Origin of the sequence: Sessilibacter corallicola (assembly GCF_021290925.1) — a bacterium.
Taxonomy (GTDB): Bacteria; Pseudomonadota; Gammaproteobacteria; order Pseudomonadales; family Cellvibrionaceae; genus Sessilibacter; species Sessilibacter corallicola.
Window position 1 is genome coordinate 1439251 of record NZ_JAJSLX010000002.1, and the last position, 23211, is coordinate 1462461.

Annotated in this window: 19 protein-coding genes; 17 read left to right on the forward strand and 2 right to left on the reverse strand. The window is 41.6% G+C overall.

Annotated features, from left to right (window positions below):
- Positions 1-92 precede the first annotated feature (92 nt).
- The 17 genes from LU361_RS13540 (at position 93) to LU361_RS13620 (ending at position 20662) form a co-directional block, all read left to right on the forward strand.
- Positions 93-1355 carry an efflux RND transporter periplasmic adaptor subunit gene (locus LU361_RS13540; protein WP_233089365.1) on the forward strand — a complete coding sequence of 421 codons (1263 nt, stop codon included), beginning with the start codon at positions 93-95 and terminating at the stop codon, positions 1353-1355.
- A 19-nt stretch (positions 1356-1374) separates the two neighbouring features.
- Positions 1375-2088: an ABC transporter ATP-binding protein gene (locus LU361_RS13545; RefSeq protein WP_233089366.1), complete on the forward strand. Its 714-nt coding sequence runs from the start codon at positions 1375-1377 to the stop codon at positions 2086-2088.
- Positions 2089-2103: 15 nt separating this feature from the next.
- Positions 2104-3420: an ABC transporter permease gene (locus tag LU361_RS13550; protein ID WP_233089367.1), complete on the forward strand. Its 1317-nt coding sequence runs from the start codon at positions 2104-2106 to the stop codon at positions 3418-3420.
- 8 nt (positions 3421-3428) lie between these two features.
- A complete protein-coding gene (locus tag LU361_RS13555; protein ID WP_233089368.1) occupies positions 3429-4664 on the forward strand; it encodes an ABC transporter permease in 1236 nt (411 codons plus the stop codon).
- 21 nt (positions 4665-4685) lie between these two features.
- Complete coding sequence (locus tag LU361_RS13560) at positions 4686-6128, forward strand: sigma-54-dependent transcriptional regulator (RefSeq protein WP_233089369.1); 1443 nt, start codon at positions 4686-4688, stop codon at positions 6126-6128.
- 14 nt (positions 6129-6142) lie between these two features.
- A complete protein-coding gene (locus tag LU361_RS13565) occupies positions 6143-7444 on the forward strand; it encodes a sensor histidine kinase (RefSeq protein ID WP_233089370.1) in 1302 nt (433 codons plus the stop codon).
- 185 nt (positions 7445-7629) lie between these two features.
- Positions 7630-7995, forward strand: a complete 366-nt coding sequence (locus LU361_RS13570) for a hypothetical protein (RefSeq protein ID WP_233089371.1) — start codon at positions 7630-7632, stop codon at positions 7993-7995.
- A 256-nt stretch (positions 7996-8251) separates the two neighbouring features.
- Positions 8252-8761: a DUF4231 domain-containing protein gene (locus LU361_RS13575; RefSeq protein WP_233089372.1), complete on the forward strand. Its 510-nt coding sequence runs from the start codon at positions 8252-8254 to the stop codon at positions 8759-8761.
- Positions 8745-10355 (forward strand): hypothetical protein, encoded by a 1611-nt coding sequence (locus LU361_RS13580; protein WP_233089373.1) that lies wholly within the window; start codon positions 8745-8747, stop codon positions 10353-10355. Before LU361_RS13575 ends, LU361_RS13580 begins: the two co-directional genes overlap by 17 nt.
- Entirely contained in the window at positions 10352-11287 is a 936-nt protein-coding gene (locus LU361_RS13585; RefSeq protein WP_233089374.1) for an AAA family ATPase, read from the forward strand. Before LU361_RS13580 ends, LU361_RS13585 begins: the two co-directional genes overlap by 4 nt.
- A gap of 15 nt (positions 11288-11302) precedes the next feature.
- Positions 11303-14266 carry a formylglycine-generating enzyme family protein gene (locus LU361_RS13590; protein WP_233089375.1) on the forward strand — a complete coding sequence of 988 codons (2964 nt, stop codon included), beginning with the start codon at positions 11303-11305 and terminating at the stop codon, positions 14264-14266.
- Positions 14267-14391: 125 nt separating this feature from the next.
- Positions 14392-14871 carry a Tse2 family ADP-ribosyltransferase toxin gene (locus LU361_RS13595; protein WP_233089376.1) on the forward strand — a complete coding sequence of 160 codons (480 nt, stop codon included), beginning with the start codon at positions 14392-14394 and terminating at the stop codon, positions 14869-14871.
- On the forward strand, positions 14858-15094 hold the full coding sequence (locus LU361_RS13600) for a hypothetical protein (protein ID WP_233089377.1): 237 nt from the start codon (positions 14858-14860) through the stop codon (positions 15092-15094). Before LU361_RS13595 ends, LU361_RS13600 begins: the two co-directional genes overlap by 14 nt.
- A 24-nt stretch (positions 15095-15118) precedes the next feature.
- Entirely contained in the window at positions 15119-16057 is a 939-nt protein-coding gene (locus LU361_RS13605) for a formylglycine-generating enzyme family protein (RefSeq protein WP_233089378.1), read from the forward strand.
- Between the two features lie 338 nt (positions 16058-16395).
- Positions 16396-17895 (forward strand): peroxidase family protein, encoded by a 1500-nt coding sequence (locus LU361_RS13610; protein WP_233089379.1) that lies wholly within the window; start codon positions 16396-16398, stop codon positions 17893-17895.
- A gap of 459 nt (positions 17896-18354) precedes the next feature.
- A complete protein-coding gene (locus LU361_RS13615) occupies positions 18355-20292 on the forward strand; it encodes a DUF4132 domain-containing protein (protein ID WP_233089380.1) in 1938 nt (645 codons plus the stop codon).
- A complete protein-coding gene (locus tag LU361_RS13620; RefSeq protein ID WP_233089381.1) occupies positions 20285-20662 on the forward strand; it encodes a nucleotidyltransferase family protein in 378 nt (125 codons plus the stop codon). Before LU361_RS13615 ends, LU361_RS13620 begins: the two co-directional genes overlap by 8 nt.
- A 102-nt stretch (positions 20663-20764) precedes the next feature.
- On the opposite strand, the gene LU361_RS13625 is transcribed toward LU361_RS13620, so the two are convergent.
- Positions 20765-21577: an ankyrin repeat domain-containing protein gene (locus LU361_RS13625; RefSeq protein ID WP_233089382.1), complete on the reverse strand. Its 813-nt coding sequence runs from the start codon at positions 21575-21577 to the stop codon at positions 20765-20767.
- Positions 21565-23172, reverse strand: coding sequence for a DUF2201 family putative metallopeptidase (locus tag LU361_RS13630; RefSeq protein ID WP_233089383.1), 1608 nt, complete (start codon positions 23170-23172; stop codon positions 21565-21567). The genes LU361_RS13625 and LU361_RS13630 overlap by 13 nt, the downstream gene beginning before the upstream one ends.
- Positions 23173-23211: the final 39 nt, after the last annotated feature.

Consider the following 23211-nt stretch of genomic DNA (forward strand, 5'->3'; position numbering starts at 1 on the left):
TTTTAACTATTTGATTTTAAAGGCAAAATTTAATCGTTTGTTGTTTGGCACAGCGTGTGCAATCTCACCAGTATCAATTCAAAGGTGAACACATGATTAAAGATACTTCAGCACAAGACCACATCGTTGGAGCCCAAAAAAACAACACCAAACGATGGCTTACTATGGCTACCATCGCGTTTGCCGTTATTGTTGCAATCGGATTTACTTTTAATCGCTTTATAGACACAACACCTGAAGTGAATTTAGATCGCTTGCGCATTGCAGAAGTTAAAACCGGGCATTTGGTGCGTGACGTTTCGGTCAACGGAAAAGTCGTCGCCGGTTTTAGCCCGGTTTTGTATTCGTCGAATTCCGGTATTGTCAGTTTTAACGTTAAAGCGGGCGAGCAGGTTAAAAAAGATCAAATAGTTGCAATTATTGAAAGTCCCGAATTACAAAATCAATTGCAACAAGAGCAAGCCATTCTTGATCGATTGAGCATAGAAGTAAAACGTCAGACCATTGAAAACCAAAAAAACGATTTAATCGCCAGAAAAGAATTGGAAGAAGCGCGCCGAACATTACTTACCGCAAAACGCGAGAAAAAACGCAATGAAAAAGCGTGGGAAAAAGGCGCTGTTACCGAAGTGGATTATCAAAAATCCAAAGACGAACTAACCAGCGCAGAAATCGCATACGCTCATGCGTTAGAAGAAGCTGACTTAAACGTAGCCAGCTGGAAGTTTGAACAAGAAGTACGCGAATTAGAATTACGTCAGCAAGAATTGCTGGTTGCGGATTTGGCTCGAAAAGTTGAGGCGCTAAATATTGTCTCACCCATTGACGGCATGGTGGGTAATTTAATGGTCGATGAAAAAGCCGTTATTGCCAGCAATGCAGGAATTTTAAGTGTCGTGGATTTAACCCAATTGGAACTAGAAGCACAAATTCCAGAAATATACGCTGACGCATTAAGCACTGGCTTAGATTCAATCATCCGAATGGGGAATTCCCAAGTGCGCGGTCACCTTGCGTCGATTTCCCCCCAAGTTGACGACGGCCTAGTGGCAGCACGCATTCGTTTTGATGAAGAACTCCCGCAAGAGCTTCGCCAAAACCAGCGTTTACAAGCACGAGTGTTGTTAGAGTCACGCGATAACACTCTGGTTTTAACGCGCGGTCCTTTTATGAACGATGGCGGCGGTAGAATCGCTTATTTAGTGGCAGGAAATTACGCAGAACGTCTGTCGATTAAAACCGGAATTTCAAACGTTGCCGAAGTAGAAATTTTAGAGGGGCTTAATCCTGGCGACAAAGTGGTTATTTCTAGTATCGAATTATTCAATAACGCCGACCGCGTGCGTCTGAATTAAAAAAATTAAGGTATATATCATGTTAAAAATGAATGGTTTAAGTAAAGTCTATCGCACGCATTTGGTAGAAACTCACGCGCTACGCGAATTCAGTATTACGGTGGATGAAGGCGAATTTGTGGCGGTAACCGGCCCTTCCGGTTCGGGCAAAACAACATTTTTGAATATTGCCGGTTTATTAGAAGAGCACACTGAAGGCAGTTATCAATTGGATGGCATCGAACTTACCGGATTATCCGACCGTAAACGCTCGGCGTTGCGCAACGAAAAACTTGGCTTTATTTTTCAAGGGTTTAATTTAATTCCGGATTTAAATCTGTTTGATAATGTGGATGTTCCTCTGCGTTATCGCGGTTTTTCTGCCAAAGAACGCAAACAACGCATTGAAACCTCATTAGAACAGGTGGGTTTGGCATCGCGAATGAAGCATTTTCCGTCGGAATTATCCGGCGGACAACAACAGCGTGTTGCCATTGCGCGTGCACTCGCGGGTGAACCAAAATTGTTGCTGGCCGATGAGCCGACAGGAAATCTTGATTCCAATATGGCTCGTGGAGTGATGGAATTATTAGAAAGCATTAATGCCAACGGCACCACCATTATTATGGTGACCCACGACCCAGAATTAGCGGCAAGAACGCGTCGTAATGTTCATGTTATTGATGGACAAGTTACCGATTTGCGAACCGTTTTTAACAATGACAACGTAGAGCGCACAGCAGAAACCGCTTAATTCGAGGGAAATATCATGATTCGATATTATTTTTGGTTGTCTCTAAAAAGTATAAAAGGCAATCCTTGGCTAAGCGCATTAATGGTATTAGCCATTGCTTTAGGTATTGGCGCTTTTATGACGACTTATACTGTATTCCACTATATGTCGGGTGATCCAATCCCTCATAAAAGTGACAAGCTGTTTACAGTGCAGTTGGATAATTGGGCGCCAGATAGCGCGTGGGACGATGAGAATAATCGACCACCACCACACCTAACGTATCGGGATTCCCATTTTTTAGCCGAATCCAAAGAAGCCACTTATCAGACGGCTTTTTTTAGTGTGATTATGGCAGCACAGCCTGAAAATCCAGATATAAAACCGCTGAGAGCACAAGGATTAGTAACCTACAGTGATTTTTTCCCGATGTTCGAACCGAAATTTTTATACGGATCGGCGTGGACTCGGCGCGATGATCAACAACGCAATAGAGTGATTGTGTTAAGTAAAGACATGAACGAAAGAGTCTTTGGTGGTGAAAACAGCGTTGGAAAATATTTTCGGCTGAACGATCACGAATACAAAATTGTTGGTGTCCTAGATGATTTTGCACCAAGACCGAAATACTATGACTTAGTTAATTCTCAAGATTTTGGCGATACGGAAGATTTCTATTTACCGTTTACTCTTAATGATTTTTTAAAGCTACGTCCGGCTGGTAATAATAGCTGTTGGAAACCATTGCCAACAGCAAGCTACGAAGGTTATTTAGAATCTGATTGTGTATGGATTAATATGTGGGTTCAACTAGAAGATGAAGATCATAAACAACAATACCAGCAATTTATAGACAATTATGTTATCGATCAAAAAAATCTAGGTCGTTTTCCTCGGCCACTAAATAATCAAATAACTGATGTGATGGACTGGTTGGAAGTTCGTGAAGTTGTAACTGACGATACACATATTCAATTGTGGTTGTCCGGCGCGTTTCTGATCGTTTGCTTATTAAATACTGTAGGTTTAATGCTGGCAAAATTTCTCAAAAAGTCGGGCGATGTTGGTGTTCGTCGAGCACTTGGGGCAAGTCGTGCGCAAATTTTCTATCAGCACCTAATAGAATCGGCCACCTTGGGTATTGTTGGAGCAATTTTAGGATTGGCTTTAGCGTGGCTTGGTTTATTGATGGTTCGCAGTTTCTCGCCCGACATCGCCGTACTTACGCATTTAGATTTCAAGCTTTCATTATTTGCTTTTGCAGTCGCCATTATAACGAGTTTGATTTCAGGGTTATATCCGACCTGGCGGATTTGCCAAATTACCCCAGCTCGTCAGTTAAAGTCACAGTAGAGGTTACTATGGATATTAAGCCGATCTTCAAAACATTGATTAGAAACCCGGTAGGGCTAGTTTTAATTGCTACACAAGTGGCGTTAACCTTGGCAATTATTGTTAATTCATTGTTTATCATTAATCAACGCCTCGACAATATTTCAGTAAAATCAGGTATTGATGAAGATAATACCTTAATGATTAGCTTTTCCAGCTTGTCGGACAGCTACAATATGGAAAACGCCATAGCCAATGATTTAGCCTTTCTTAAAAGCTTACCGGGTGTTAATTCTGCAATGGCGACTAATTCTTTGCCTTTGTCTAATTCCGGTTGGTCAAGCGGAGTCAGTTCTCAATCAGATTACAAAGGTGTGGAGATTGGTTCTGCATTTTATTTTGCCGATGAAACCTTGGTAGACACACTGGGGGTGGACCTGATTGCAGGGCGTAGCTTTCGTTCTGAAGAAATATCTTATTATTATTTATCGGATGAGTTGGAACCTCCAGTCTGTATTGTATCTGCTGATTTGGCTCTTACTTTATTTCCTGATTTAAATAATCCAGAAGAAGTTGTGGGCAAAAAGATCTGGTACGGTGGCGTTGAGAACCCTAAATTTGCTGAAGTTATTGGTGTAATTAATGACATTAAAGCGCCTTGGAGAGGCTGGTCTGAACCAATCTTTAACCGTGTAATTTACGTACCCCATAAGCCGATATTTGGTAAATTTTCGCGCTACGTAGTTCGAGCCGAAAACGGCCAACTCGACAATCTGGTAAAAAATATCCAAACAGAATTATCGAATTTTGATGATCAACGCGTTATACGGCCGCCCAGACCATTTTCTGATATTCGTGAAGTTTTTGTCCGAAACGACAAAGGAATGGCCACAACGTTAACGATTGTGATTGTATTGCTGTTATTGATCAACGCCTTAGGCATCATCGGCCTGGTGAGTTTTTGGGTAACCCAACGAACCAAACAGATTGGTACCCGTCGTGCTCTAGGTGCCACTAAATTCGATATATTAACGTACTTTTTAACTGAAAATCTGATCATTACTTGCATTGGCGTTATTATTGGTTCTATTCTGGCTATGGCATTAAATAATTGGTTAGTAACTGCGTTTTCGCTCTCGAAATTACCCATGAGTTACTTATTAGGCAGCGCATTGTTGTTAATCTTAATGGGCATGATAGCGGTTTGTGCACCGGCGATGCGAGCGATGAATGTTCAGCCAGCGGTTGCTACGCGCAGTGTATAACGAAAACATTAATGAATATCTATGAATGACAGAAAGCTACTGGTTATTGACGACAATACCGCGGTATCAACCGCACTGGAATTACTGTTTAGCCTTGAAGGTTGGCAAACCATTTCCGCAACCACGCCCGAAGACGGATTAAGTGCGTTAAAGAGTGAGTCCGTCGACCTTGTCATTCAAGATATGAATTTCAAAGCCGATAAAACCTCGGGCGAAGAGGGCATCGAACTGTTTCACACCATTCGCGAACAGTATCCCGATTTGCCCATTATTTTGCTTACCGCGTGGACCAGCCTTGAAACCGCCGTAGATTTGGTTCGCGGCGGTGCCGCGGATTATCTTGCCAAACCCTGGGATGATAAAAAGCTGATTACCACCATTCGTAATTTATTAGAGCTTTCTGATTCCACCCAAGAATTACTGCGGTTAAAAGAGCGGAACAACCAAACTCGCAGCGCTTTATTTAAGGAATACACGCTTAACAACATTATTTTTCAAGACCCACTTACCGAAAATCTGATTCGTTTAGCGTGCCAAGTTGCTAAGTCTGACATTCCTATTTTAATAACCGGGCCTAACGGCGCCGGCAAAGAAAAAATTGCCGAGCTAATTCACGATAATTCAGTCAATCCGAACAACAACTTTATAGCCGTTAACTGTGGTGCATTACCAAAAGAGTTGATTGAAGCTGAACTGTTTGGTGCCGAGGCGGGTGCCTATACCGGCGCCAATAAAATTCGAATTGGCCGTTTTGAGGCAGCAGATGGCGGAACCCTGTTTCTCGATGAAATTGGTAACCTCCCTTTAGAGGGACAAATGAAATTACTGCGCGTGTTAGAAACCCAACAGTTTGAACGCTTGGGTTCCACTAAAACCAAAACCGTTAACGTACGCGTTATTTCAGCAACCAATGCCGATTTGCCCGCAATGATAAAAGCAGGTGAGTTTCGAGAAGATTTGTATTATCGATTAAACGTGATTGAACTTAAATTACCACCCTTGGCCGATCGCCCGGAAGATATTTTGCCACTGGCTAATTTTTTCTTAGACGGCGAGAAACAATTAAGCTCAAACGCACAGCAGGCTTTATTAAATTACCCTTGGCCTGGCAATGTGCGTGAACTCAGAAATGCCATTAAACGCGCGCAATTGCTGTGTTCAAATAATAAAGTAGAGATTGAGCATTTAGGGTTACGTGCTCTGAACGAAGCAAATTCATCAGCGAATGTTACGGAATCAAGTGCTACGGAATCGAATGTTGCTGAATCGAATGTTACTGAATCAAGTGCTACAGAATCTCACACACCGCCAAAGCCAAAAGCAAAAAAAGAACCAACCAAAGACGAAATCGAAGCAGCACTGGCCGAAACACACGGTGTAATTGCCAACGCCGCACAAATGCTCGGCTTGTCTCGGCAATCGCTGTATCGTCGAATGGAACGCTTTGATATCAAGAAAAAATAATACGGACAATAACAATGATACGTACGGTTTATTGGTTTTTGATATTCGTCGTTTTTTTAGGCATTTATCATGTTGTATACAGCAATCTGATGGGCAATGCCTTTTGGATTACAACAGCTGCATTATTATTGGCGGCGTCGTTTTTAGCGTTTTATTTTGAGAAAAAACCCTACCGACAACAAATTCGCGCGCTTTCCAGCATGGTTGCCAGTTGGCGCGACAACGAATTTGGTATATCAATTCACAAACCGAAAGCGCAAGAACTCGCTGAATTGACGAGCGAACTTAACTCAGTTGGCGACTTATTAAGGCGCGAACGCCAAACTCTGATTCAACGAGAGTTGTTACTGCAAACGGTAATCCAAAACAGCCCAATGGCAGTTTTACTGTGCGATCACAACGACCACATTATTTTGGCCAATGTTGCGGCAAGCCAATGGTTCAACGAAGGCGGCAATTTAAATGGTGTTTCGTTAACAGATGTGATCCAAAAATTACCAGAGCAACTCCATGCCGCTGTTCAAAAATCGGGTGACAGTATTTGCACCATCGAGGGTGATTTTACGGAGTCTTATCATGTTTCTCGGTCACAATTTATTTTAAACAGCCAGCACCATCATTTAATTTTAATTCGTCAAATTACCCGTGAGTTAAACCGACAGGAAGTGTTTGTCTGGAAAAAAATTATTCGCATTATGAGCCATGAAATCAATAACTCCATGGCTCCGGTATCGTCTTTGTCACACACTGGCAGAACCTTGGCCGAACGCGGTAATTACGAAGCCCTAAAAAAAGTGTTTGATACCATTGAAGAACGCGCTCATCACTTAAATGATTTTATTCGCGGTTACGCCCGATTCGCCAAATTACCGAATCCAGAAAAAAAGCTCACAGAGATAGAACCCTTTTTAAATTCCATTTGCCAAGCGCTCGAATGTAATTATCAATTAAATTCAACAAATACCGCAGTGGAATTCGACCCAGGACAAATCGAACAAGCATTAATTAATTTGGTAAAAAATGCGCTTGAAGCCGGTTCGGAAATTAGTGATGTTTCCATTCATTGGCAAATGCAAAAAAACACCTGGCAATTAGAAGTGCGTGACAGAGGTGAAGGCATACAAGAAGGCATTATTAACCAAGCGTTGTTGCCATTTTATTCCACCAAGCGCACCGGTAATGGTTTAGGGTTGGCACTTGTCCGCGAAATTCTCGAAGCCCACGGCGGAAAAATTGTACTCAATAAACGCGAAGGTGGAGGAACCTGTGTGGTACTCAGTTTTCCAAAACGCGCAGTAGAAAATGTTTCGCTCTAGTGTTAATTAACTCTTTAGATATTCGGTGGTATCAATAGTATGTACGTTACTATTATGCTGTTAATACTAAAGTTTGTTTATTATTGGATTTAATAAAATTGTCACACAAATCTCCTGGTGCCTCGAAACAATAACGGTATACTCCAGCGCTGTTTTAAACAGTAACAATAGGAGCTACCACAGGGATGCCATCTCTTATCAAAAAAACAATAAACCTAACCGCCTTCGCCTGTATTGGATTTATCGCAGCATGCGCATCAAAACCTCAACTTCCAGACTTTAAATACACCGAAGAAGCCATATCGCACGCGCGAAAGAGTTTTCGCCAGTCACACAAAGAAATTCTTTTTTTATTAATGGTTGATCGCAACGGTAAAGTGGTTAAATCTCAAATTATTGATTGGAAAAAAGACGATCTAAAAAGAACCAACGTCGAGAAATTCAAACGATCAACGTACAACATTGAATTTAAACCCGCAAAAGACAGCGAACCCGATTACCGACAACTGTTTTATCCCATGAATGTAAACAGTACGTTTGAGTGGCGTTAGAATAATAATAGGATGAGCCGCGGTGGCGGCTCAAAATTTAATCGTTTAATTTTTCATTGATTATTAATTAAAAGTTTTCACGTCAAGCTCTGCCAGTCTAGGTAAACTAAAGTATTAAGTCGCCAATTCCTTGCATTAGAAATCTCAGAAATATAAACCATCTCTCATATTGCCATTCGATAAAATACTTGTTAGAACTTTGGTTCAGATATGTAAACAATTCTGATGGTGTTTTTTACCACGAAGGAAGATCGAAATGGCGGATGGATCAACGGTAAGCTCCACCGAATTAGATAATAACGACAGTAACAGACACAGTTCTTACTTAGAATTTGTCTGTGAACAAATTAATTATCACAACACAGCGTCAAAGCGTTCAAAGATAATTTACCAGTCACTGTTTGCGGTACAATCTATTGTCTCATTCGGCATTACTCTTACAGGAATATTTATCGCCAAGGGAGTGTCCGATGATTCGTATCTTACCTATATTGTTGGTGGCGCGGGCGTACTCCTTTCAGCGATTGCAACTTTGCACAGCGCTGGCCAATACAACAGTCGTTGGTTACATCATCGTAATATTTGTCAAATTTTAGAAAGTGAGCTGAGAGTTTATCGCGCGGATTCAGGTGAATATCAAAAATTCATCGATCAATCAGAAAAGTTTCATCTGTTTGTGAAAAACATAGAGCAGGTTGTTAACAAAGAGCATCAAAGCTGGAAAGTGATTGTTAAAGAGGGTGCAAAAAATGACCCTAAAAAGTGATTACCCTCGTCCATTGTGGTTTAGTTTTTCTGGTGGTGATAAGCGATATATTCTTAAATTAATATCCGTCATTTTAGAAAATAACAAGGTCAGCGAATTTCAGATTGATCCTAAGTCGTATCTACAATACGGCGATTACAATGACATTGATAATCTTGAGCTTTCTAAGGTTACCTATTTGCTCAATTTGAATGACAAAATTACGGATCTCGTTGATGTTATTGGAATGTTTCCAAGGCGTTTGTTAGTCCTTTCCGATAGCTATTTTAAGAGTGTGTACTGCTTGATGGAATTGACTTGCAGCTTAATAGTGAGTCAGGGCGTAGATTTAGCATTTTTAATGCTAGGTTATACAGGTGGTGTAGATGTTTTTAATGATAAAATATCCATAGAATTAGATATGGATGCTACTTCCGAAGAACCCGTCGTCGGTGAATTTTATTTGGCTGAGTTACTTACTCTAATTTATGAAAAAATTATCGCTCCGTCTTTCTCACCTGCTTTTCATCTTCCGGCGAATACAGATCCTAAAGCTCAGTTTGACAAATATTTATTTGAAGCAAAGAAACGATTGTTTTTGGTAGGGTCGTATGACGATAAAGAAGAGCAATTATTGGATAAAGCGATCCAACTTGTTAAATACTCCCAAGCTATTGACGCTGCGGTTTTTTCACAATTAAATGTCCAATATGAGAAGTTTTATAACCGTGCAGTTGATAATTGGTTAAAAACATCATTGGGTGTGTGGTGCAAAGAAAATTATTTGAATGATGCTAATCAAAATAAAATTTTTTCAGGGTTAGATCTCGTTGAGCTGCGTTCTTTTATACGTTTTATCGAGCAAACATACGAAGAACCAAAGGGTAAAGAATTTCACGCAAATAAGCGTGATGTTGAATCTATTAAATCGTTATGCGCATTGTTGTTATTGACAACTATTGATAAATATTGGGCGACCGACATGCGTTTAGCATCTCGGAATGGATTAAGAATAAAGTTAGCTTATTCAAATGGTAATATCGAAGACAAAATTCTCCTTTGTCAAATTGCAGCTGAAGCCATTGATCATTCTCTTCCAAAGTTGGAATCCGTAACTGAAAAAGGTATTTCGGTGAGTAATTATTTTGATATTACTGAACTCCCGAAAGCAAGGGAGGAGATTAAGTCTTCTAATTGGTTTAATAACATACTCTATGAAATAGTAAATCGGTTGATGCCAGGTTATTACCGCGACAGTTCGGATTTGGCTCGTCGTATGAATGAAAATAAGGACTATGTCGCGTCTGATATCAGGTCAGAACTGTTTGTTAATGAACAGTATGACGATACGGGAAAAATCACCGATTTTAGAATATTAATCAAGCCTGATTTTTTTGCCTCGGGCGACTCTCTCACCGAAGAAGAATGGGAGTCTACTGTTAAGCAGGTGATGGATGTATTTAATGCGGGAGCTGAGCCTTCAGAGCAAATCAAATTTGGTTTAGTGGTTCTCCACACTATGGAGGGAGGGCATAACGTTCAACTGATTTCAACTAATCAGCATCAGATGGTTATTAGAAAACTTGTGCAAAAAGTATTAAAGGTATTTTTATGAGTGAGTATCAAGAGGCTTCAAAAACATTATTTACTCAAAAATCAGAAAATATTAGTTTTCATAGAGAAGATATTGAGCATGGTAGCTATCATCTGACTGATCAACACATTGGTGCCATCCAAGCAGCATTTCTTTCCAATCGTCCACTTCTAGTCCGTGGCGACCCCGGCCTTGGCAAAAGCCAACTAGCCTATGCCATTGCCTCTATTCTTGATTGGGGGGTGGTAAAAGCGGTGGTGCAATACAACACTTCGGTAGAAGGCTTGTTGTATGACGTAGACCATATCGAGCGTTTGCATTTCGCGAATTTGCGAACACAAAGCAAGCAAAATTTATCCGTTAATCGTTTTTTAAAGCCCGGAAAAATTTGGCAGGCGATTGCGCCAAATTCGCTGGACAAGTTGGCGGCCGAAGTTGATGGTGATATTAAACCACCACACGAGAAAGGTGGGACAGTGTTGTTAATCGATGAAATCGACAAAGCAGATTCTTCGTTACCCAATGCCTTACTAGATGTACTGGATACCGGCGAAATCAGCTGTCCGTATATAAATTTTCCGATTAAAGCGAGTCAAGAACAACACCCATACATGGTGGTGGTAACCTCTAACGAAGAACGTTTACTGCCTATGGCGTTTATTCGCCGCTGTGCGATTTTAGATTTAACCTTAGATAACAAAGAGCAATTAATTGCCATTTATAACGCTCATCAATCCAACGATGAAAAATTGGCTGAATTATCTGACGATATAGTAAAGCAGGTCGCTGATTTTATTTTTGAGCAGCGCAAACACGCGAAAGATTATAAACCAGGTACTTCGGAATTTTTAGATACCTTGCGCGCGTTAAGCCAGTTTGCAGAAAAAGAACGAGCGATGAAACTCAAAACCCTAAAGCAGCATTTGATCACAAAAACACAACAGCGTAATTAACCCCAAGGAACCGCTATGACAGATTACGCTGCTGTATTGGAATTGATTAACCAGGTTGGCGAAGACCACTCCCAATTGCCGTTTATGCTTAAAGCGCTTGGAGTCGAAAAGCCCGACGAATTCATCGCTAATATAAAATCCAAACAGGATATTATACCACCCCCTGAATTTGCACCCAAAATACAAGAAGCCCTGGTTGATCAAGAACAGACGAGCTACTTAGTAGAGGAGAGCGGCGAAGCGCAAGATCGTGAAAAGCCGCCATGGAGTTTTCCCATTGTGGTGGTGGAATCCTATGAGTTGCATGATGTTGAAGACCAAACCCAACAGGAAAAGCCGGAACATGAAATCAAACCCTTGGATAACGAGCCAGTCTCTACCGACGAATTACTCCAGCAAGATGCCCGCAACACACCCAGTCTTTGGTCAAAGCAGGCCGTAAAAAATGGCTTACACCAGTTTTTAGAGCACGTACAAAACCATCAACAGTTGGATATTCCCAAGCTTGCTGTGCAAATGGCACAAAAGCAGCCGATAGGTGAGCTGCCGTTTCTACAAACTCATAAATTACCGGCAGAGCTTTGGCTATACGTTGATAAAACCCACAGTGGTTATTGTTTTCACGATACCTATGTAGAATTGTATAGAAACTTGCAAACCTACGTTGGCCCATTAGGTATTGCGCAAACGGTTGAATTGTTACCGAATTCCAAACATAGAATGGTATCTGCCAAGCAGGTTAATCAGTGCCATTGGCGTAAATCCGCCAAGTTTGATGAATACTTTGAATACATCACCGAATACAGCGAGCTGCCGATGCCTGAATCGGGTAGCTCTGTGATTATTTGCGCGCCTAAAAAAGTATTAGTCGAAACCGCTGCAAATTTTTGGAATGAGTTTAGCCAAAAGTTACACCAACAACGCATTACCGTTTTATTCGTTCCTTTAAGTTTTACCCAAGCCAACACGAATCTATCGACAATAGCCGCTTTATCGATAGAAAACGAAAACCAACAAAAAGAATTTTTATGGGCAGCATTAAGTCTTATTCCGCATCGCTTGAGTTTGGCAATCATTCGCAATTTACGCACTGAGTTTACTCAACTAGGTCCTGATTTCGAATTGGAAATAATAAACCACACCAATGTAAATTGGTGGCATAGCCAAAATGTAGGCTGTTGGTTTGAAGGTGTAGTAGATTATCAAGAACAAATCAATCAATGTTTTAATGAGTTTGCAACGCTAAACAGTAAATACTCAAATGGAGTTGAGTTGCTTAATACGGTTTGCCAAACGATAGAAAGCAACATTCCAAAAAAGTTAACCTCGTTTATTATTGAATTTAAAGTATTGGTATTACTGCACGCTCAAGATTTACTGACAGACCATAAAAAACAAACCCTTGAGAGTGAGGTGACCACTTATTACCAACAATCAATAGCATCTATTGAAAAAGCCCAAGCAGAAGCTGAAACTCAAAACAATAATAAAAATATTATCGACGAAACCCAATTTTGGTTAAGCCAAGCCTTACGGTTAAATATTGCGGATTTTGATAGTGCTGTTATTCCTGATGCCTTAAAAACCGTGGTTACCTCTGCCAAACACCATTGGCAACAGGCCACACAACAACAGGTGCCGGAAATTCCGGTATTAGATGACGACTATTATCGGCGCTTAAATAAAGACGTCATTAACAACAACCAAGGCGGCGCCTTGGTGCTTGCCAAACAATCAACAATACTGCCCAAAACTACAGAAAATTCACACCCAACCGTTACGTTAGAAATTATTAGCCAGCAAGAGCTAGATGCAAACCCCACAATCAACACTCAGGTTATTGCCAATGTAAAAAATACCAATATTTATTCAGGGTCTGTTTCAAACATTAACGGTAAACAGCAAATAAAACTTGCCGTGGGATCAACGCACACACTTAAAACCTTAAAAGAAACCATTACGCTTAAAACCTATAATTCCAATGATTTTTACTGGGCAAAATCGATACAACAAACACCACAGGGTGTAAAAGCTACCGCAGAACAGTTTGAAATACAGTGGCGAAATCCAAATCCGAGTGACGGTCTATTGCTAAGAGATTTATTTGAGGTGATTGTTTACGATAACGCCCCCCAATGGCTAAATGATTTTCCGCCACAACTAGATAAATATGGAGTCTTTAGCAAAATTACCGTCGGAAATGTGTCTTTTAAAATGCGGTATATTCCGCCGGGTAGTTTTTTAATGGGATCTCCAGAAGATGAATCTGAGCGACACGAGAGTGAACACCAGCATCCGGTCCACTTAACATCAGGGTTTTGGTTGGCAGAAACTACCGTGACTCAATTGTTATGGTTGGTGATCATGGGAAAAATTAAAAGTAGTTATATTCCTCCAAATGTGAATGAAAATGCTGATGATAGTGAAAATCTTAGCCTCATTGAGGAGGCTAATTTACCAATTGATTCCATTAATTGGAACGACTGCAACTCATTTTTTAAAAAGCTAAAAAAATTTATTTCAGGTGCAAATTTAACTTTTCCTACAGAAGCTCAATGGGAGTACGCTTGTCGAGCTGGTACTAAGTCGGCTTTCTATTTTGGTGGCAACATTACCGCTACTCAATTTAATTATAATGGGGCTTTTCCTTATACAGGTTTTAGAGTCGAAAAACATATGGGTAAGATCGCTCAAGTTTTGCAATTTGCCCCTAATGATTGGGGTTTATTTCAAATGCATGGCAATTTGAATGAGTGGTGTTTAGATGGATTTCGAAAATACCCAGAAGTAGAGGAGGGTATTATAAAAAATCCATTAGGTGGTTTTGACAATAAACAGGCTATTTTGAGAGGTGGGCACTGGAGAGCCCCAGCAGGTGAGTGTCGTTCGGCTAGTCGAGGGGGACTTGATCATGATAGTAGCTACGATGGTATTGGAGTTCGTCTTTGTATCCCAATTACAGATCATTCAGAGAATTAGTAAGCATTTAAAATGAGAAATGGTGTCCAGCATGTAAACTTGGTTTAGTTCAATCTATGATAAGGTTCAATTTGTGTTTTTCGAATTAAATTTGGATAGTGTTAAAATCAATAGAAAGGTTTCATATGATCACTTTAGAAGATATTTTGATTAGTAAAGGTGAGGTGGAAAAAATATTTCGGGGTACAACTACTCTGTATTTCTGGCGGGGTTTGAATTTGGCTGATGATCGAGCTAACCCTTTATATCCAGATTTAGAGCAGCGTCAATTGCCTTCAGGTTCAATTCGTGATCCGGATGTAAATCGTAAAGAAATAAACGGTATTTGGTATGTAAAGGCAGAGCTAGGGAAGGGTACATCAATTGTTGATAAGGAAGGTATCTTTGGGTACAAAAACTGGGATTACCTCGTAATTCCAGCAGGAACCGTTATCCCTAAGGAAATTATTATTACAAAAGATCACTACATGCAGCGAAAAAAGTGTTGGCATTATTCCATTTCACCTAATTATGATATGCCGGAAGTAAAATATTTGCGTGCACTTGATGTGCTAGCTCATAATGCGGGAATTAAAGTAAAGGAAAGAAAAAATGGTAACCATTGATTCAGGGCAATTAACGTTGTGTTTACAAGCGCTAGAAAGAGCCATTGAATATAACGAGTTTTTATCGCAGTCTGAAACAGTCGATAAAGACGATTACGAAGAAATTAATTATCGGTATGAGCTAGCGATAAATCAATTAGCTAAAAAGTACAAAGAAGCGTGTAAATTAGATAGCAGCTTACTACCTTTAGAAAAAATTATTAATTATAAAATTGTTGATTAATACATTGTTTAATCTTTAAAAACTATGACCATAAACCAATACGAATTCAGCCAAAACCCACTCGATCTAACCACCTTCGATACCCGAAAGCGCTGGCAATTACGGCCACCACCGCAATTTCCAGCACCTTGGGCGGTGGAGTGGGGCACAGATGTATACGGTTTATGGCAAACCTTTGCGGTAAAAGGTATTCCTTTAAAAATGCGCTACATTCCGCCAGGGCAATTTTTAATGGGCTCGCCAGAAAATGAGCCAGAAAGAGCAGATAACGAACGCCAACACCCTGTAGAAATCACCCAAGGCTTGTGGCTCGCAGAAACGACAGTAACCCAAGCCTTATGGAGGGCAGTGATGGGAGAGAATCCTAGCTATTTTAACCCAGAAGTAAATGAGAAAGTTAACGATACTTCCGAAGAAGAATTATCGGTAGAACAGGTGAGTTGGTATGATTGCCAACAATTTTTTAAGCAATTAAATCAATTAATACCCTCATTAGAGTTAACTTTTCCTACCGAAGCCCAATGGGAATACGCCTGTCGTGCAGGCAGCCTTACACCGTTTAATACCGGGGAAAATATCACCACTGAGCAAGCAAATTTTAATGGTGACTCATCCTACGCAAATTTCCCTAAAGGAGAGAAAAGGGGCAGCACTATTCCGGTAAAAAGTTTTCAAGCGAATACTTGGGGTTTGTACCAAATGCATGGCAATGTGTGGGAATGGTGTTTGGATTACAAGCGTGAATACCCTAAAAATTCCAAAACTCTTAAACTAGACCCAACTGGCCCATTGGAGCATGAGCTTGCAGCGCTGCACGGTGGCTGCTGGATCTACGACGCCGGGCTCTGCCGGTCGGCTTTCCGCTACGCCTTCGCCCGCGATGCCCGCAGCCGCATCATCGGCGTGCGCCCCTGTTCCACCACTGGCCAGCAGGGGCAGCCAGAGGCTGCCCGCGAGCGGTAGGCTTGCACCCAGCGGGCTGGGTGCTGCACCGCGAGCCCGCTTTTATTTTCTGTTTCTTATTTAATTGGGCCACTTAATTACATTTAGTGTTTTGCCAATTTTTGTTTATTAAAATCGTTAATTGAATCAACCTTTAGCGTTTACCCAAGCTGTCATTATTTATCAAAATTTTTACTCAAAACTGATATAACGGGTATGTATTTTGATGTTCTCTTTTGTGTTTTACTGGGCGCTTCTATACTCCGTATTCTCGGATACTAAATAACGTATTGTTATTGTGATGTAACTATTTTTATAGGAATTTCTGTCGTCCATAATTAATACAAGGAGTCTTACCGATGAAGTGCCCTGTTAAGCATCATGGTGTATCAAAAGCCAGTGGTTGTGGTCACGTGGCAGTCACAACATTTAGCCGATTATTTCCTGATTCCGTTCCCAATTTAACCCTAACCGAAGAAGAAGCCGCTATTATTGGTGGTCCCGGTGGGTTAATGCATGATTTTGATGGTTCCACTGAAGATTCACCCATTCCCGCCGGTTATATCTTTTTCGCGCAATTTATTGATCACGACGTTACTTTAGATACTACGTCGGGATTACGCGATGCGCCGAAAAACGCAAAAGAGGTGAGCGAGCTTCCGAATATTCGTTCTGCCAGTTTAGATTTAGATTGTGTGTACGGTTTTGGTCCTGAGGCAAGCCCTCATATTTACGATGCCGAACGCCCAGGGCGTTTAGCGGTAAATCCCAACGGTTTTGATTTGGCGCGCTCGCCCGGTGGCGTTGCTTTAATTGGTGACCCGCGCAACGACGAAAATATTTTTGTCGCACAAATGCAATTGTTATTTCATCGGTTTCATAATCGCATTTATAACGAACGTGTTGAAGGCGGTGAGCGTTTTGAAGAAGCGCAAAAAGAAACTCGGTATCACTACCAGTGGTTGGTGTTGTTTGATTTTTTAAAACGCCTGTGTGACCGCGAAGTGTATAAATTTGCTGTGCCAAAAATTTTGAAAAAAACCGAAGAATATCCGTTTCTTTTTGATCCTGATGAAAGTGGCCGTCTGACAATGCCCGTGGAATTTTCCGTAGCGGCTTATCGTGTTGGTCACACACTGGTTCGTTCTGAATACGCGGTTAATGCGGATAATTTGGATGTTGAATTATTCGACGAACGTTTTGGCACGCTGGGTTTTAGCGGTTATCCAGAAGATTTGGTGGTCGATTGGCGCTATATGTTAGATGTTGATGAATGCATTCGTCCGCGTTTATCCAAAGCTGTCGACGAAAAACTCGCTAATGAATTACAATCGCTGCCGTTACCTGTGGTAAACAGCAACAGCCCGAATGATTGCGCTTTAGCATTCCGCAATTTATTGCGCGGTAACGCCTTGGGTTTGCCTTCCGGCCAAGATGCCGCCAAAGCGTTAAAAGCGGCCGGTTATCCTATAGAGGTTACCAATTTAGAACTGGACGGTATTCCAGGGTGGGAACGTTTAGATCGAATCGCCGATGGCGAAAAAAGTCCACTGCGTGATAACACACCGTTATTTTACTACGTATTACGTGAATCCGAAGTGTTGCACAAAGGCGAGAGGTTTGGACCGGTAGGCTCGGCCATTTTATTAGAAGTATTCGGCGGTATGTTAAATAACTGCGAAAGCTTTATAAACGCCGAAAAAGAATGGAATCCAGACCCATGTATCTCAAAGGAAATGCGCAGTAAACGTTGGGCATCGGAATATCAAGAACGCTTTAATCGCAAAGCATTAATTGAACGAGACGATTACTTCCCGTTTGAACTAGCCGATGTAGTTCGGTTTGTAGAAGGGGATTGATTGTCAGCATTAGTAGCACCTCGGATAAATAAGAAAGCCTGAATCTCCGTTGTACAATGGTTTTGCAAAAAAACGATTGAACAGTAAGAGGTTCAGGCTTTGTCACATCATCACACCGCATTTCAATAACTTCTAAAACCGACATCCAAACGTGATTTGGAAACCTTGGTGAAATAACGCTATCAAGGCTACAAATTACGTAGAGTGACTCGTTGAGTATTACTTGCTCACTCTGTCATATTTCAATAAAAATCAACCCGTTGATCTTAGGCTGCCAAACTATGGTACAGCTGTGGCTATATGAGATAAAATTTGCGAGATAAATAACGTTGGAATAGAAAACGGTTGAGTTTACGGTACGGTATTGATTGCAGGTATCAATTTATCATCGTACCTATTCGTTGTACTTATTTTTTAACGTGTGGAGGAAATAAGATTTGAATATTAATAGGAGTTTCAATGAGTTCACTGGATAACACCATCTATTTTGCCAATGATCACTTTGTGGTGAACGAGCAGTGGGTAGATCTATTCCTCCACTTTATGAAGATTAAACCCAAAACGGCAACGCCTTTAAAGGGTTGGTACAAAACTGCACGTGCCAAGATTTCTGATATAGGTGAACAAGAATTTATCGATAAGGGAGTGCATTGGCTTAAGCACAGTATTGAAAAGTCGAAAACTAAAGCTGGTGCAGAATATTACGGATTGGCCGTCGCCGACAGTGTTATGCGTGAAGATTTATCGCCCACCGGTCAGCTGCCAAAGTGGGTGGTGGATGTTTATGGTGACCAGATTTTATACGATAAATTTATTCAAAATCCAAGCTGCACTAACGGGTTTATAAACTACTTTTACAACACCATTGGTGGTCGGATCATGCGTGGTTTTTTACACGCCAGTGCGTTGGTTGAGTCTAAAGACGTTGACGAATTAGTCACCCAGTTTCTCGATGACCACGCCGATGAATGTCCGGATTTGGTTGATATCTATATGCAAAAAGAGGCTGATAAAGCCATTCCTAAAATTTTGTATTTGCGAACCAAAGTAAAGACCAAAAGTATTTTAAAGAAAATTGATAAAGCTCTGGCTGAGCTGGCGGATGTTAACAATATCAGTGTCAACGATATTTTAGCGTTAGCGCCTAATGAGTTTGATTTATCTGTGACTGGTGAGTACAGCCAAACGATCGATGGTTACAAGTTGCACTGTCAAATCGACAGTCATAAATCGGTGCGTTTTACTTACATTAAGCCCGATGGTACGAGCAGTGTATCGCCACCAAAATCCTTAAAAGAAGAGTTTCCTGAAAATTTAAAAAGCTTTAAAAAAGACGTTAAATCTATACAGGCGATGATTGCTGATCGGGTTAAAAAACTGGGTGATGTTTACCGCCAGGATTACAGCGTGAGCTACTCATTTTGGACAAAGGTGTATGTTGATAATTCTTTGATGGCCATTGCTACCAAAAATCTATTGTGGGTGATCAATGGCTCCACTGGTACGCAAGTGGCCCGTTGGAATGATGGTCAGTTTGTTGGAGCTGATAATAATCCGGTTGCGGTAAGCGGGCAGGATACGCTTAGCTTATGGCATCCGGTTAATGCCAATGAACAGGAGCTTGAGCGTTGGCAACGTGTTTATTTTGCCAATAACCTTCAGCAACCTTTTAAGCAATTGTTTAGGGAGTTTTATCGAAAACCAGACAGCGACAACATCGCTGACGGTGATATGGCGAACTTCTCTGGTTATTTATTAAAAAAGGATACGGTTGCCGCTCTGGCTAAGGCACAAGGTTGGACAACAACGGGTTTATCCAGTGAAGATTCTGATCGTGTGAGTTTTAAATTTCAGGATTCACAGCTTGTGGCTGAATTTTTAGTGGAAGAGAAATATTTGGATGAGTACAGTAAGGTTCGTGGCAGTGCTCATATTGTCAGCAAAGGTTTGCAGTTTGTCAGTGGCAAGAAAGCTATTTCGTTACAATCAATACCCGCAACCTATTTTTCTGAAATTATGCGTGATATTGACTTATTTGTTGCTAAGAGTTTGCTGTATTTGGATGTTGAGGAAGAGCGCAATTACGAAAATACTGCCAAATGGTATTGGAGTCCGCAATTTGATTTCCGACTGAATTTTCTAATGAGAATATGCACCGCTGAGGGTGTCGACAATAAATTCCAGTTTGAAAAGCCGTTTATTTTTATTAAAAATTCGAAAGGGGTAACGCGAATTCACGTAGGTTTTGGTCATATTTATGCTGACGATTTAACGTTTGAAGGCAACGTCGCTGACTATAAGCCGAAAAAAGGCAGAAAAATTCGATTTTTACCTGGTCTGGATGATGGCTTTATCGAAAAACTTTACGGTAAGGTTATGGATTCGATCAATGAGTAGTTCATCTGCAAGCGCTGACCTTACTAACTCTTGCCTTGTTAACCCGGATATAGCCAATTTAGTCGCTCGAAAATTACCAGAGGTACGTGATTTGTGTATTCGTTTTCGGGTGCAAGAGCTCTATCTATTCGGCTCTGCCGTCGATGGACGTTTCTCGAATGAGACAAGTGATGTAGATTTTTTAGTTGATTTCGGATGTTTAGAACCATTACTGCTTGATGAATATTGGTTGAAATTATGGCTTGCCTTGCAGAGTGTTTATGCTCGGCCGGTGGATTTGGTTTTGAAGAAAAATGCCACCGATCCAGGTTTTAAGCGTTATCTTGAGCTTTATAAAGTGTCGGTTTTTAATCATTCAGAGGCCGGGTAAATTTTGCGCTTTTTAAGCGCACAACAGCGGTTAAGTAAGATTTAATTGGTTAGTAGACTGTACAAAATTTACGTTTATTTTTGCTTTTGTCTTTCTCTCTCATTACAAACCGCCAGTGTCTTGCCACAAATTGGTGGATAGGCCAGAGGCTTGGTGGTTGTCTCTGGCTTGTCTCGACAATTTTTCTGCCTTCAATAATGCAAACAACGCCGCGCTAAGTTTGCTGTTTAACGTATTTTCTAACGTTCGCAGTGGTGACGAAGAATAATTGCCGGGTTTTGCCATGTGGTTGCGAATGTCGGTTTCCGTCGGAATGGATTCGGCAAAGGGCAGCAGTGCTTGTGCGGCTTCAATAGCATCGGGTTGTTGCTTTTCAAAAATATACGCCAAACACGGCATTAATTTATCGGACAAGCTGTGTTGGTGATCTTGATAGCATTGCAGTAAAAATTTAAACGTGTTTAACCCGGTTTTTGATTTTAAGCTGATTAATAATGGCGATTCGCCGTGGTGGGTTTCGCAAAATACATTGGCGCCTTGCTGTACCAAATATTCGGCAATAGTCACGCTGTCGCGTTGCACGGCAACGTGAATGGCACTTACCCCTAATGCGGTTTGTTGGTTAATATTTTGGCCTTGGTCTAACAACCATTGAATGGTGGTTTTATCGCAATACAAGCACGCGTAAATAAACGGTGTGTAACCGTTGTGGTTGTAGGCAATATTAATATCAACCCCGGCCTGTAAAAATGCCGTTAAAATCGCTCGGTTATTGGTTTTTAAACCGTCGTAAAATACTGGAATGCCTAAGTGATTTTTATCGTTGGCGGTATCGCCTTGGTTAAACCGATGGTTAATGGCATCAATATCTTGGCGCTGTACGGCAATTTCCAGTTGGGTTCTTAGCTCTGGCATAAATCCACTACGGTGCCTTCTTTAATTTCTGCCAAGGTGGCAAAGTCTTCGATGTGTTTTTTAAAGGCTTTTATCGCCAGTGATGGCGGCGTTAAAAATAACAACTGTGGTAAATGTTCTGGCAGTTGTTCTCGCTTAGGTGGGCGATCTAATAAATCAGAAAAATAAATAATGGCTTTTAATTCTTCGGGGTTAAATTCGTGTTGGTTGTCGGCCCAATGGAGGGCTTCATTAATAACATTGGTGATGTCGGTGCCGCCGCGCCCTTGGAGTAAGAGTTTTTCTGGCAGGCTGGTTAAATCCTGTTGCGAGAATTTCAGCATGTCGCCACGAAAAGTGGTGTCGGCACTGGTTAAATACAGCTGGCTGGCGTTTGTGTTTTCTTGCTCAATTAAGCCTGCCAGCTCCCCCATAAAGGTTGCCAATAAATCCACACTCACGGATTTTGAGGTATCAATAATGACCAACATAACTCCAGCGTTGGCGGCGGGCATTTGTTCGCCAATAAACAAAGGGGCTTCTAACTGCATGTGTTCTGGTGGTACGTAGTAAATATCGCTGGGCAGCTCGTCGCAATGTTCGTAACGAATACCGTCGCCTAGTACCAGTTCCCGCAATAAATTTTTCCACTCTACTTGGGCGCGGTATTTTTGGTCCACCCATTCCGATGAGCTGGTTTCTAGGTGATCTCCCGCCATGGCGTGACCAATGGGGTGGAGTTCGCGCATTTCTTTGGCCTTGTCTAAATCGTTCATTAAGTTGAGTTCAAACAAGGCATTTAGGTTTTGATAGGCCGGTTTATCGTTAGGATCGGGCAGTTGTAAGGTATCGCGAATGTGGCGCAAGCCGTTTTTATCCAGAGTTTTGGCGAGTTGCTCTGGTGTCACCATGTGGTTGTGAATGTCTTGGGGTTCGCCGCGCTGGTCGTCTTTGGGTTTTACTGAGTGTTCGGATTCGTCGTTAAGTTTGGCTTTTAGCTGATTCACAAACTCACGGGCGTTGTCGTTGGGTTCTTCCCACATCGCGTTCAGAATGTGTTCTTCGCTTTGGCCTAAGTAAGTGTCGATTTCATCGCGCTTGGTGCCCCAGGCGTTATCGAATACTGGCCCCGGTCGCAACTGCGGATACCCCGTTAACAGCCGGGCATTAATGGCGGTATCGCAGGCAATGGCCCATAACAACGGCGGTGCTTTCGGCGGCAAGCGTGCGTGGTGGCGAAACAAAATGTGGCTGAGTTCGTGCAGTAAAATCAGCACCATGGAGTGGGTTTTTAAACCGGAAGAATCTCGTTGATTGTCTTGCGCCGTGGTTTCTTTAAAGAACTCGGTATTGACAAAAACGTGAGTGCCGTCGGTAAACGCGGTATCACACATGCGCGCCAAAGCGGGGTGATCGTAAAGATGAAAGGGCACTCGCCGAGCCAAAATCGACAGCACGCCAAAGCGCGGTAAGCCTTTTTCGTCGCTTTGAATAATATGGCTGCGCAGTGCTTGCAGCTTGGTATTCCAGGCGGTTTGCCGGTTTAACACGGCCTTTCTGCCATTGGCGTTAGCGGTGTTTTGCGCGGGTTTGAGTGATAAATCCAGTTGGCTCATGAAGTTAGACTGTCATCCGAACGGCGGTTAAAGCGTATA

Coding starts and splice junctions, on each gene's coding strand:
- LU361_RS13540 (WP_233089365.1), top strand. CDS start 93: ATGATTAAAGATACTTCAGCACAAGACCACATCGTTGGAGCCCAAAAA.
- LU361_RS13545 (WP_233089366.1), top strand. CDS start 1,375: ATGTTAAAAATGAATGGTTTAAGTAAAGTCTATCGCACGCATTTGGTA.
- LU361_RS13550 (WP_233089367.1), top strand. CDS start 2,104: ATGATTCGATATTATTTTTGGTTGTCTCTAAAAAGTATAAAAGGCAAT.
- LU361_RS13555 (WP_233089368.1), top strand. CDS start 3,429: ATGGATATTAAGCCGATCTTCAAAACATTGATTAGAAACCCGGTAGGG.
- LU361_RS13560 (WP_233089369.1), top strand. CDS start 4,686: ATGAATGACAGAAAGCTACTGGTTATTGACGACAATACCGCGGTATCA.
- LU361_RS13565 (WP_233089370.1), top strand. CDS start 6,143: ATGATACGTACGGTTTATTGGTTTTTGATATTCGTCGTTTTTTTAGGC.
- LU361_RS13570 (WP_233089371.1), top strand. CDS start 7,630: ATGCCATCTCTTATCAAAAAAACAATAAACCTAACCGCCTTCGCCTGT.
- LU361_RS13575 (WP_233089372.1), top strand. CDS start 8,252: ATGGCGGATGGATCAACGGTAAGCTCCACCGAATTAGATAATAACGAC.
- LU361_RS13580 (WP_233089373.1), top strand. CDS start 8,745: ATGACCCTAAAAAGTGATTACCCTCGTCCATTGTGGTTTAGTTTTTCT.
- LU361_RS13585 (WP_233089374.1), top strand. CDS start 10,352: ATGAGTGAGTATCAAGAGGCTTCAAAAACATTATTTACTCAAAAATCA.
- LU361_RS13590 (WP_233089375.1), top strand. CDS start 11,303: ATGACAGATTACGCTGCTGTATTGGAATTGATTAACCAGGTTGGCGAA.
- LU361_RS13595 (WP_233089376.1), top strand. CDS start 14,392: ATGATCACTTTAGAAGATATTTTGATTAGTAAAGGTGAGGTGGAAAAA.
- LU361_RS13600 (WP_233089377.1), top strand. CDS start 14,858: ATGGTAACCATTGATTCAGGGCAATTAACGTTGTGTTTACAAGCGCTA.
- LU361_RS13605 (WP_233089378.1), top strand. CDS start 15,119: ATGACCATAAACCAATACGAATTCAGCCAAAACCCACTCGATCTAACC.
- LU361_RS13610 (WP_233089379.1), top strand. CDS start 16,396: ATGAAGTGCCCTGTTAAGCATCATGGTGTATCAAAAGCCAGTGGTTGT.
- LU361_RS13615 (WP_233089380.1), top strand. CDS start 18,355: ATGAGTTCACTGGATAACACCATCTATTTTGCCAATGATCACTTTGTG.
- LU361_RS13620 (WP_233089381.1), top strand. CDS start 20,285: ATGAGTAGTTCATCTGCAAGCGCTGACCTTACTAACTCTTGCCTTGTT.
- LU361_RS13625 (WP_233089382.1), bottom strand. CDS start 21,577: ATGCCAGAGCTAAGAACCCAACTGGAAATTGCCGTACAGCGCCAAGAT.
- LU361_RS13630 (WP_233089383.1), bottom strand. CDS start 23,172: ATGAGCCAACTGGATTTATCACTCAAACCCGCGCAAAACACCGCTAAC.